The following is an 11220-nucleotide window of genomic DNA, read 5'->3' on the forward strand; positions in this document are numbered from 1 at the left end:
TTCGCGCCGCAACGCAGCCCGCGTCCGAGTTTCCAAACGGGCTCTCAGAACGCCTCGCCGGGATAGGCGCCGAACAGCCGCGTCTGGTGCACGTATCCTCGCATGGATTTCGCCTTCACCTCGCACCAGCGGCCGTCGCAGCCGAGGATGCGCACCAGCAGGCTCGGCTGCATCAGCGCCACCACCGGCGAGGTCTTTGACGCCTCGTCGTGCAGCGCGACCGGCTCGGCGCCGCTCCACGGCGCGACCAGCGCGGTGCGCCGGCCGGACAAAAGCGCGCCGAGCATCCAGCCCTCCTCGCCCTCCCAGTCGCGGATCCGTCGCCAATTGCCGAACTCGGCGGTGATCTCGACCGGCAGATCCTTGCGGGTGAAGGTCCATTTGACCGGATAGTCGAGCCCCGGCGCGGTGCGGACGTTGGACGGCCTGTTCTTGACCGAGACGAAACGGGGAACCGGCAGGCCGGTGGTGCGGCCGGGCTCGACGGCGGAGGAGCCGGCGGCGAGCGCCGTGACCGGCGCGGCGGCGAGCATCAGCGCGGGCACCAGACCGAGCAGGAACCGGAGGGAGAAAAGCGAGCGCATCGAAAAAACCTCCGTCGTGCAATGCACCGCCACGGAGCGGCCGCGCGCGCCGGCGGCACGGCGACGCGACGAATCCCTCGGGGCGGTGTTTTTACCGACCAAATACCATGTCGGCTTGCGATCTCGTTAACCGATGGTCAAAGCGCGTCCGCTAGCGTCGGCTCCGAACGGCTCCCGAAAGGCCGTGCGAAACGGTCGGGCCGCGGAGCGGGGCCGCCGCCCGCGACGACGGAACCTCACGATGTCCGAGCAGACGAGCCTCATCGCCGATCTCGAGGAGACGGTCGCCGACAGCTCCAGCACCCGCCGCACCGTGCTGCTCGGCCGCATCACCGACCTCTTCCTCAACGGCGACGTCCATTACACCGACGAGCAGATCGCGCTGTTCGACGACGTGCTGACGCGGCTGATCGCCGACCTCGAGCAGTCCGCCAAGCGCGAGCTCGTCCGCCGGCTCGCCGCCACCCCCTCGCCACCGCCCAAGGTCACCCGGGCGCTCGCGCTCGACGAGGCGCCGACCGTCGCCGCGCCGCTGCTGATCCATGCCGAGACGCTCGACGAGGCGGCGCTGGTCGCCTGCGCCGAGACGCGCAGCCAGATCCATCTTCTGGCGATCTCCAAGCGCGCGGTGGTGCCCGAGCCGGTGACCGACGTGCTGGTCGAGCGCGGCAGCGACATGGTGGTGCGCAGCGTCGCCGACAATGCCGGCTCGCGCTTCTCCGAGGCCGGCTTCGGCACGCTGGTCGGGCGGGCCGGCGACGACGACGCGCTGGCGACCCTGATCGGCCTGCGCTCCGACCTGCCGCGGCGCCACTTCGTGCAGCTACTGGCGAAGGCGTCGGACGCCGTGCGCGCCCATCTGCAGGCCGCACGCCAGGAGCCCGCCGCCGACATTCCGGGCGTGGTGACGCGGGTCGCCGAGGCGATCGCCCGCCGCACCGCCGCCCGCTCCGAGGCCTATGCCGATGCGACCGCGAGCGTCGGCGCGCTCGTCGAGGCGGGCAAGCTCGGCGAGGCGGAGCTGCGCCGGTTCGCGACCGCCGGCCGGTTCGAGCACACCGTGGTGGCGATGTCGTCGCTGTGCGACCTGCCGATCCCGGTGGTCGAGCGGGTGCTGCTGCAGAAGCGCCCCGAGTCGCTCCTGTTCATGGCGCGGGCGATCGGGCTCGGCTGGGAGACCACGCGGGCGGTGCTGTCGATCCGGCTCGACCCCGGGCCGCAGGCGGAGCGCCATCTCGATCTCGCCCGCGCGAGCTTCGAGCGCATCAAGCACGCGACCGCGGTGCAGGTGCTCGAGTTCCAGCGCGCGGTGCGCGCCTCGGCCTGAATTCCGTCTCAGCGGACGGCGATGCGGCCGTCGGGACCGGCAAGAATCCGGCCGAGCCGGCGCAGATGCACCATCACCGCGTTGGCGAGGAGCGGCGCGTCGTCGATCGCCAGACGCCGCGGCGCATCGCGCAGCATGGTGTAGCCGTCGCCGCCGCGGGCGAGATAGTCGTTCACCGCCACCTTGTAGGATTTCGCCGGATCGACCGGGACGCCGCCGACCGCCAGCGCCACCACCCGCCGCCCCGGCTCGCGCGCCGGATCGACCACCACCGACAGTCCCGAGATCTGCGGGAAGCGGCCCGATGGCGCCGGCAGCTTGGAAAAGCCGTTCTCGAGCGCCGCCGTCAGCGCGGCACCGGTCAGCGTCACGGTGACGAGGCGGTTGCCGAACGGCAGCTCGGCGAGCACGTCGCTGCGGGTGACGGCGCTGCCCGCGGGATAGACCCGGTCGCCACGGATGCCGCCGCCATTGAGGATCGCCGCATCCGCCCCGGCCGACTCGCGGATCGCGTCGGCAAAAACGTCGCCGATCGCCGTCTCGCGGCTGCGGACGCTGGCGCCACGGCTGTCCCATTCGACCCCGAGCGTCGCCAGCGGCACCCGCATCGCTTCGTCGAGGTCGCGCGTCACCGCGGCGACCGCGGTCGCCATCGCCGGGTCCGGCATCACGTCGGCGGTGTCGATCACCCGGAAGCGCGGCCACCACCGCACCTTGCGGCTCTTGCCCACGGTCTCGACCGCGAGATCGAGGTCGACCGCGACCACGTAGAGCGCGTCGTGGGCGGATTCGGCCAGCACGCCGCGCTCGTCGAAATTCACCAGGAGATCGTGATTGTGGCCGCCGAGCACGAGGTCGACGACGCCGGTCGCGAGCATCGCCCGCTGCTGCTCGCGCTCGGCATGGACGACGGCGACGATCAGGTCGGCGCCCGCCGCGCGCAGCCGCCCCGCCTCCTCGCGCAGCGTCGCGACCGCCGGGCGGAAGACGAGATCCTCGGAGGACGACACCTGCGGCGTGCCGTCGAAGGCGAGCCCGACGAGGCCGATCCTCACCCCGTCGACCTCCACCATCCGGTGGTCGGCAAAGCCCGGCAGCGGGGTTCCGTCCGCCGCCCGGAGATTGGCGGCGAGGCGGGGAAATTTCGCCTCCGCCATCCGTGCGAAAAACACCGCCTTGCCGAAGTCGAACTCGTGATTGCCCGGCACGAACACGTCCGGGGCGATGTCGTTGGTGAGGGCGATCATGTGGGCGCCCTGGTCGAGCCCCGACAGGAGCGAGGGCGACAGCATGTCACCGGCATGGACGAACAGCACCTTGCGCTCGCCCTCGGCGGCGTCCTCACCTGCCCCCTGCTCCGCTTTCGCCCGCTCGGCCTTCACCACCGCGGCGAGCCGCGCCATGCCGCCGCGCTTCGCGCCGTCGGGGCCCACCTGGTCGTCGAGCCGGTAGATGTCGTTGACCAGCACGAAAGTGAGCCTCGCCGCCTGCGCCGGCGGGGCGACGAGAAGGCTCGCCAGCAGCGCGAGCACGGCGAGAAACGGCGGCAGCGGCCGGACGCGGCGGAACGAGGAAACCATCGGGGAGGCTCCGGAACGGACGCCTGTGCGCTTCAGGGCGAAACCTTGGGGGCGGCGCGGGCGCCGTTCCTGCGGCGGTGCAGCCCGACCCAGACCTCGCGCGTGCCCATCACCGTCAGCGCGATCGCGAACGGGGTGATGAAATACATCAGGCGGAAGATCAGGAGGCCGGCGATCAGCGCCTCCTTCTCGAAGAACGGCAGACCGATCAGCATCGCCGCGTCGAACACGCCGAGCGAGCCCGGTGCGTGGCTGGCGAAGCCGAGCAGCGTCGCCGAGATGAACACCGCCGCGACGGTGACGAAATGCACCGGCGGGTCGGCCGGCACCAGCATGAACATCGCGGTGGCACAGAAGGTGAGGTCGGCGATGCCGATCAGGATTTGCAGCAGCGTCGAGCGGCCGTTCGGCAGGGTGAGCAAGAAGCTCTTCCAGCCGATCTTGCGCGGCCGGTGCCCGACCCAGGCGACATAGCCGACCAGCACGCACAGGAGCGCGACGCCGATCGCGAAATTGGCCGAGGCCGGGAGCTGGTCGACGCTGGTCACCGCGCGCGGGTCGAGCGTCAGGGCGAAGCCGAGCACCGTCAGATTGCCGAGCCAGAAGGTCAGCCCGGTGACGAAGCACAGTTTTGCCACGTCGATCGCGGTCATTCCCCAATAGGAATATATTCTATAGCGGATCGCCCCGGCCGAGAAGGCGGTGGCGCCGACATTGTGGCCGATCGCATAGCTCGAGAAGCTCGCCAGCACCGCAGTGCGGTAGGGCACGTGGGTCTTGCCGATCGTGCGCAGCGCGAACCAGTCGTAGAAAGTGAGTGTTCCGTAGGCGCACAGCACGCACAGGCCGGCCAGCACCAGCCGCTCGGGCGGGATGCTTTTGAGCCCGGTCTCGATCTGGGCGATCTCGATGCCCTGCAGCACCTTCACCAAGACGGCGATCGAGATGCCGATGATCGTCAGGGCGAGCGCTGCGCCGATCCAGTTCCAGTTGAAGCGGGCGAGAACCGAGCGCAGCGACGACCACGAACGCGGCCCGGCGAGGCTTTCCGACGCAGGCGGGCGCTCCGGGCGAACCGCCGGCGCGTCGGCATCCTCGGGGGGAGAACAGGCCCTTACGGGCTCGGCCAGTCGTTTCGACACCGACACGTCTCTCGGGCCGATCCGCGGGTCCCGCGCGGTGTGCGCGAGCCGCCCCGAGTCGGCGTTGCCCGGATTGTTCACAGCCGTGCGACAGAGAGACGACAGTGCCCGACCGAAAAAAATACCCGATCGACAATGACGTGACGTCTGGGCGCGGACGAGGGGAAAAACAAGCGACCGCACCCGCCGGTCCCGGACCAGGTGGGACCGGAGCCGGCGGGCACGGGTCGATTACGTCGGCCGTCATGGTCCCGTCAAGCGAGTGTCATAGACACCCTGCGTCCGACCCCGCGGCGACGCCGCGCCGCGGCCCCGATTCGCGTCCCGAGAGGTTTCAACGGCGCATGCACGTCCTGATCGCAACCGACGCGTGGCACCCCCAGGTCAACGGGGTGGTGCGCACGCTGGTCTCGCTCGCCGCCGCCGCCGAGGCGCTGGGCGCGAAGATTTCGTTCCTGACGCCGGAGCGGATGCGCACCGTCGCGCTGCCGAGCTATCCGAGCATCCGCCTCGCGGTGCCGCCGCCCGGCGAGATCGCCCGGCGGATCGAGGCACTGAAGCCCGACGCCGTGCACATCGCGACCGAGGGGCCGATCGGCCACCTCGCCCGCCGGCACTGCCTGCGCACCGGCCGCCGCTTCACCACGAGCTTCCACACCCGCCTCGCCGACTACGCCTCCGCCCGCTTCCCGATCCCCGACCGGCTGACCTGGGGCTGGCTGCGCTGGTTCCACAATGCCGGCCAGGCCACCATGGCGGCGACCCCCTCGCTGATCGGCGAGCTGGAGGAGCGCGGCTTCCACCGGGTGGTGCGCTGGCCGCGCGGCGTCGACATCGACCTCTTTCGTCCCCGCGAGAAGCGCGAGATGGCGAGCCTCAGGCCGGCGCGGCCGATCTTTCTCAGCGTCGGCCGGGTGGCGGTGGAGAAGAACCTCGAGGCCTTTCTGGCGCTCGACCTGCCGGGCTCCAAGGTGGTGGTCGGCGACGGACCGGCGCGGCAATCGCTCGAGGCGCGCTTTCCCGACGCGATCTTTCTCGGCGAGAAGCACGGCGAGGACCTCGCCGCCGTCTATGCCGCCGCCGACGTGTTCGTCTTTCCGAGCCGCACCGACACCTTCGGCCTGGTGCTGCTGGAGGCCTTGGCGAGCGGCCTGCCGGTCGCCGGCTTCCCGGTCGCCGCGACCCGCGACGTGGTCGGCGACGCCCCGGTCGCCGTCCTCGACGAGGACTTACGATCCGCCTGCCTCGGCGCCGCGGCGCTGTCGCGACAGGCGTGCCGGGATTACGCGATGACCCTCACCTGGGAGGAGAGCGCGAAGAAATTCCTCGCCAACCTGACCGGCGCCGGGGTGTGCAACGGAACGCCCGGCCGGGTGAGCGGACGTTCCTCGCGGCTGGTGCGGGCGTGACCGCGGCCCGCCGCTAGCGGCGCTGGATCCCGGTGGCGATCGCGGCGACGAAGCCGAGCAGCGCCACGAGCGTGAGCGGGCCGCTCGCCAGCCGGCCGTCCTGCCAGGCCAGCACGTCGCCGGCGATCCGCAGCGCCAGCGAACCGTGCAGCAGCACCAGCGGCCCGTACAGCACCGGCCGATAGGCGATCCGCACCCGCGCCACCGCCGGCAGGATGATCAGCGCGTGGCCGAACACCATCGACAGCACGAAGCCGATCAGCACGGCGTGCAGCGCCGCGTCGTAGCCGAACGCGGTGTCGGCCGGCGGCATCGCCAGCAGAAGCAGGCCGCCGGCGCCGAGCCAAAAATAGCCCGCCAGCATGCAGCTCGCCATGAAGCGCGTCCGTCCGGGCTGGCGCACGGTGTGCCGCACCACGTCGTGGCGCAGCAGCCAGATGGTGAGCGCCAGCAGCGCGAGCCCGAGCAGAGGCGCGCCGAGCGCGTCCCACGGGCCGAGCACCGCGCCGGCGGCGAGCAGCGCCACCGCGAGGAGAAACAGCGCCTCGCTGCCGCGCTTGCGCGCCGTCAGGCGACTGAGCTCGAGCCGCTCGCCGGCGATGGTGAGGATCAGGAAGCCGAGCCAGAAGCCGACCACGTCCGGCACCGCCGATCCGGCGAGCCAGAGGAGATCGCCGGCGAGCCACGACAGCGTGGCGGCGAGCAGCGTCACGGTGAAGATCGCCGGCTGCTGCAGCGTGATCACCAGCGTCGCCCCGGCGAGCACCAGGGCGGCGGCGGCATAGGCGGCGGCGCCGACCGGCACCGGCGCGCCGGCGAGCAGCAACAGCGTGCCGAGCGCGGCGAAGCCGGGCGCCAGAAACGCCAGGCCGCGCCCGAGCGCAACCGCCCGCTCGAGCCCGATCACCGTGCCGAACAGGCCGCAGATCAGGAGCGGCCCGTGCAGCTCGCCCGCGGTCGTCGCGTGCGGCAGGTCGAAGCCGAGCCGCCACAGCCCGCCATAAAGGCCGGCCAGCATGGCGGCGGCGCCGAGCGCCAGCAGGCCGAGGCGCACCGCCATCCGGGTGCGCACGGCCGGTGCGGAGGCCGTCGCCTCAGTCGGCGAGGCGGCGGATGCGGACGCGCCAGACATTCGGCCCCTCCTCGAGGTATTCGAAGGCGAACGTGTCGGGATAGGCGACGCCGAGATGCTCGCGCAGCGGCGCCGGATCGTGATCGTTGACGATGGTGAGGACGTCGCCGTCCGCGAGCTGGTGCAGGTTCTGCAGGATCACCGTCCGGCACAGGCCGTGCGAGATGGTGCGCACGTCGATCACGTTGGAGTCGGCGTCGACGTCTTGGGTGGGGCTTTCGACGATCGTCATGGTGCGGTCCTCGGTGGGTGGCCGAGCAGCGCGCGGCCGTGATCGGTGATGCGGTCGGGGGTCCAGGGCGGGTCGAACACCAGCGCGACATCGATCGCCGCATCGGCAAAACGCCGGGCGAGCGCATCGCGGGCGTCGTCGGCCAGCATGTCGCCGAGCGGGCAGGCGCGGGTGGTGAGGGTGAGCGCGACCGACACCGTCCTCGCCGCGCGGTCGGCGCGGTAGACCAGGCCGAGATCGACTACGTTCACCCCGATCTCGGGGTCGATCACGTCCTTCAGGCAGTCGAGAACATCGTCGTCGAATGCCGTCGCCTCGGGCGGCGGAGCGGTACGGGCGGACTGGTGGGTATGGGTGGTCATGGCGGTCCTCGTCGTGTCGGACCGCAGTGTCGCCGCCCCCGGCCGGACGATCTTTGCCGGGGCACAAACTGTTCGGCGATCGCTCGGGCGATCGCCCGGCCGTCACCGTCCGGGCAGCACCAAGACCTTGGGCGCGGTCGGCAGCGTCGCCTTGGACAACACCACCGAGGGCGTGTCGGAGAACTCGACCTCCCACGTGTCGCGGATGCGCGCGAGGAAGCGGTCGAGCGTGGTGCGGCCGAAATAGTGCATCGGGATCATCAGCGGCGCGTTCAGGGCCCGCAAAACCTCGACCATGCCGTCGACGTCGAGCGTGTAGCTGCCGTCGACCGGCACCAGCACGACGTCGACCCGACCGATCTCGCCGAGCTGCTGCGGGGTCAGCGTGTGGTGCAGATGGCCGAGATGGGCGATGCAGAGGTTTGCGGTCGCGACGATGAAGATCGAGTTGCCGTGCCTCTCGGTGCCGTCACCATAGGTGCGGATGTTGGTGGCGACGCTGCGGACATGGACGTCCTTCACCGTGAGGTCGTGGGCGGCGGGCTGTCCGTCGTCGCGCCAGCCGTGCAGCACGTGGGCGATCGCCGGGTCGGGCGTCAGCGTGTAGTGGCTCGAATGGGCGTGGTTCATCGTCGCGATGTCGGGCACGACCGGCGGCCGGACCCAGTCGTTGTAGTCGGTCGCGACGCGGACGAGCTGTGGGCTCTCGATCAGAAAGGTGGCGTGGCCGACGAAGGTGAGCCGCAGCTGGTCCTTTTCCAGCGCGACGGTGCGAAGGCTCGCCGGGACCGCACGCGGCGCGTAGGAGACGAGGCCCGGGCAGCCGTCGGGCAGCTCGGAGAGCGGAAGTTTTGTCGAGGGCGCCGCCTGCTGGGCCGTCGCCGGGGCAAAAACCCCGAGAAGGATGGCGGCGAGGGTGGCGAGAGCGAGGAGGCGGATCGGGCCGGCGCGCGGGCGCAAAACCGGCGGCAGGACGGGGGATTTTCCAACCATGAGCGCTCCTGACGGTCGAACCCCGTCAGGATAACGCACGCGCGGCCCACGTCGCGGGCCGCGCCGTACACGAATGGCTGAACGCGAATGGCTGATGCGGCGACGTGCTTTCGGGGCGCGCTCCCGGCGCGCCGCGAAAAACTACCGCTGCACGATCAGGCCGCGCGAGGTCGCCACCACCCAGCGGCCGTCCTGGCGCTGGATGCTCTCGATCCGCCCGAGACCCGGCAAACGGTCGCCCGGCTCCACCTCGATCAGGCCGTAGCGGCCCTCGATCACCGCGATGCCGCGCCGCACGTCGCGCACCGACCAGCCGGGCAGCACCGGCGCGCCGCGATACTCCGGCACGTAGCGGGGATCGGCGACGCCCGGCCCGATATCGGCCGAGGCGACCTGGGTGGTGCGGGTGTGGGCGGAGGCCGGCGGCGGCATCGGAACCGAGGCGGTGGTTGCCGGGGCCTGCGCCGCGGCTTGGGGCGCGACCGGCTGGCTCGCGGCCGAACCGCTCGCGGCAGCCTGGCCCGGCGCGGCGGCAGCCTGGGCCGCCGAGGCCGTCTGGGTCGGCGTCGCGAGCTGGGCGGTGCGGCGCTCGAGCCGCTCGATCGCCTTGCCGAGATCTGCGAGCTTCTGGGTGGGCTCCGCCTGGGCGCGCTCGGCGCGGTCGAGCCGCTCGGTCAGCCGCGTCGTCTGGGTGCGCAAGGCCTCGGCCGAGCTTTCGAGGCTGGTCTTGAGCCCCGTCATGTCCTGCTGCAGCCGGGCGACGGTCGCCTCGAGGCTGCCGTCGTCGGCCTTGGCGATCATCGCGGTCGGCGTGTCGGTGGCGGGCGTGGTGACGCGGCTGGCGGCGAGCGAGCCGGCCAGCGCCCCGAAGGCGGAGGCGAGCGCGATCACCGCGGCGACCTTGATCGCCGGCGGCACGTGCAGCGTGAAGCGGCGGGTCTCCTCGTAATCGCCGCCGGTGCCGGCAGAGCGCCAGCCGTCGTGATCGATCCGCGGGGCGCCGGGGATCGGCAGGCCGTCGTGGCGGGGCGGCGGCCCCTCGATCTCGCCCTCTGCCGGGACCGGCGATCCGAGACGCCCGGTGCGGGCGGGCTCGAGCGAATGGCTGTCGTCGTGCTGGCTCATCGCGAGCCTCCCCCTCGTCCTGCAGCGGTTCACATCGTGGTAACCTTGTCCACTTACGGAACCGTTACGGATTTCCTTCGCAGGCCGCTGCGGCCGAATCGGGGCGCCGAAAAGGCGCCCCGCGGCACGAATGTGTCGGCGCTGGCAAAGGCGAGGGCGCGACGCGGGGGGCGGTCGCTCAGTCCAACAGGCCGGCCTCGCGGGCGAGCGCATCGAGCGACTTTTCCGGCCGCGCGCCGAGATGGCCGATCACCTCCGCCGCGGCGAGCGCGCCGAGCCGGGCCGCCGTCTCGTGCGGCAGCCCGCGGGCGAGCCCGACCATGAAGCCGGCGGCGAACAGGTCGCCGGCGCCCGTGGTGTCGACCACGCTGCCGACCGGCACCGCCTTCACCGCCGCGGTGGTTTCACGCGAGACGACGAGGCAGCCCTGCTCGCTGCGGGTGACGACCGTGAGCGCGGCGTCGCCCCGCACCGCCTTCACCGCGGTGTCGAAGTCGGCGGTCTGGTAGAGGCTCTTCAGCTCGGCCTCGTTGGCAAAGACGAGGTCGACGGTGCCGGAGCGCATCAGCTCCAGAAACTCCACCCGCCAGCGGTCGACGCAGAAGGCGTCCGACAGCGTCAGCGCGACGGTGCGCTCGGCCTCGTGGGCGATCTTCGCGGCTTTCAGGAAGGCGTTCTTGGCCTCCGGCGGGTCCCACAGATAGCCCTCGAGATAGGTGATCGCGGCGGCCGCGATCGCCTCCTCGTCGATGTCGTCGGGATTGAGGTCCTGGGCGGCGCCGAGATAGGTGTTCATGGTGCGCTCGCCGTCCGGCGTCACCAGGATGAAGCAGCGCGCGGTGGCGGGGCCTTCCGCCGCCGGCCGCGTGTCGAAATCGACCTTGGCGGCGCGAATGTCGTGGGCAAAGACGCTGCCGAGCGGGTCGTCCTTCACCCGGCCGACGAAGGCGGCGCGGGCGCCGAAACTGCCGACGCCGACGATGGTGTTGGCGGCCGAGCCGCCGGAAATCTCCACCGTCTGGCCCATCGCCGCATAGATCGCCTCCGCCCGCGGCTCGTCGATCAGCGCCATGCCTCCCTTGCGCATGTCGTGGGCGAGGAGAAAGTCGTCCTCGGCGCGGGCCAGCACGTCGACGATGGCATTGCCGATGCCGAGCACGTCGTAGCGGAGTTCGGTCATGAAGAATCCTCGGGTCGTACGGGCGATCCCGCCGCGCGGGCGCGAGATCGTGGGCGCGGTGGACGGATCGGAAAGCGCGTCTTAAAGGCTCGCTGCCGGAAGGGCGTCGGGGGCGGCGCACTATAGCGGCGCCCGGCCCGCTTTCAACGGCCGG

General features: G+C 71.5%; 11 protein-coding genes. 2 read left to right on the plus strand and 9 right to left on the minus strand.

Annotated features, from left to right (window positions below):
• Positions 1-44: 44 nt before the first annotated feature.
• Positions 45-584, minus strand: coding sequence for an SH3 domain-containing protein (locus tag A33M_RS14455; protein ID WP_008388425.1), 540 nt, complete (start codon positions 582-584; stop codon positions 45-47).
• A 241-nt stretch (positions 585-825) separates the two neighbouring features.
• Between A33M_RS14455 and A33M_RS14460 the strand changes: the two genes are divergently transcribed.
• Complete coding sequence (locus tag A33M_RS14460) at positions 826-1911, plus strand: DUF2336 domain-containing protein (RefSeq protein ID WP_008388428.1); 1086 nt, start codon at positions 826-828, stop codon at positions 1909-1911.
• Positions 1912-1919: 8 nt separating this feature from the next.
• Here the strand turns inward: A33M_RS14460 and A33M_RS14465 are convergent, their stop codons facing one another.
• Positions 1920-3491, minus strand: a complete 1572-nt coding sequence (locus A33M_RS14465) for a bifunctional metallophosphatase/5'-nucleotidase (RefSeq protein WP_008388430.1) — start codon at positions 3489-3491, stop codon at positions 1920-1922.
• A 32-nt stretch (positions 3492-3523) separates the two neighbouring features.
• Positions 3524-4633: a lysylphosphatidylglycerol synthase transmembrane domain-containing protein gene (locus A33M_RS14470; protein WP_008388433.1), complete on the minus strand. Its 1110-nt coding sequence runs from the start codon at positions 4631-4633 to the stop codon at positions 3524-3526.
• A 344-nt stretch (positions 4634-4977) separates the two neighbouring features.
• On the opposite strand from A33M_RS14470, the gene A33M_RS14475 reads away from it, so the two are divergent.
• Positions 4978-6042: a glycosyltransferase family 4 protein gene (locus tag A33M_RS14475; RefSeq protein WP_008388435.1), complete on the plus strand. Its 1065-nt coding sequence runs from the start codon at positions 4978-4980 to the stop codon at positions 6040-6042.
• 13 nt (positions 6043-6055) lie between these two features.
• On the opposite strand, the gene A33M_RS14480 is transcribed toward A33M_RS14475, so the two are convergent.
• The 6 genes from A33M_RS14480 to A33M_RS14505 all read right to left on the minus strand — a co-directional run bounded on the left by A33M_RS14480 (position 6056) and on the right by A33M_RS14505 (position 11066).
• Complete coding sequence (locus A33M_RS14480; RefSeq protein WP_083850475.1) at positions 6056-7174, minus strand: hypothetical protein; 1119 nt, start codon at positions 7172-7174, stop codon at positions 6056-6058.
• On the minus strand, positions 7137-7406 hold the full coding sequence (locus A33M_RS14485; protein WP_008388439.1) for a DUF2249 domain-containing protein: 270 nt from the start codon (positions 7404-7406) through the stop codon (positions 7137-7139). Before A33M_RS14485 ends, A33M_RS14480 begins: the two co-directional genes overlap by 38 nt.
• The gene (locus tag A33M_RS14490; RefSeq protein ID WP_008388441.1) at positions 7403-7768 is read right to left on the minus strand and encodes a metal-sulfur cluster assembly factor; all 366 of its coding nucleotides are present in this window, start codon (positions 7766-7768) and stop codon (positions 7403-7405) included. The genes A33M_RS14485 and A33M_RS14490 overlap by 4 nt, the downstream gene beginning before the upstream one ends.
• A gap of 102 nt (positions 7769-7870) precedes the next feature.
• On the minus strand, positions 7871-8761 hold the full coding sequence (locus A33M_RS14495; protein ID WP_008388442.1) for an MBL fold metallo-hydrolase: 891 nt from the start codon (positions 8759-8761) through the stop codon (positions 7871-7873).
• 141 nt (positions 8762-8902) lie between these two features.
• Entirely contained in the window at positions 8903-9886 is a 984-nt protein-coding gene (locus A33M_RS14500; RefSeq protein ID WP_008388444.1) for a hypothetical protein, read from the minus strand.
• A 178-nt stretch (positions 9887-10064) separates the two neighbouring features.
• Positions 10065-11066 carry an adenosine kinase gene (locus A33M_RS14505; RefSeq protein WP_008388445.1) on the minus strand — a complete coding sequence of 334 codons (1002 nt, stop codon included), beginning with the start codon at positions 11064-11066 and terminating at the stop codon, positions 10065-10067.
• Positions 11067-11220 lie beyond the last annotated feature (154 nt).

The sequence above is a fragment of the Rhodovulum sp. PH10 genome (assembly GCF_000293785.1).
In the GTDB taxonomy this organism is placed as follows: Bacteria; Pseudomonadota; Alphaproteobacteria; order Rhizobiales; family Xanthobacteraceae; genus Rhodoplanes.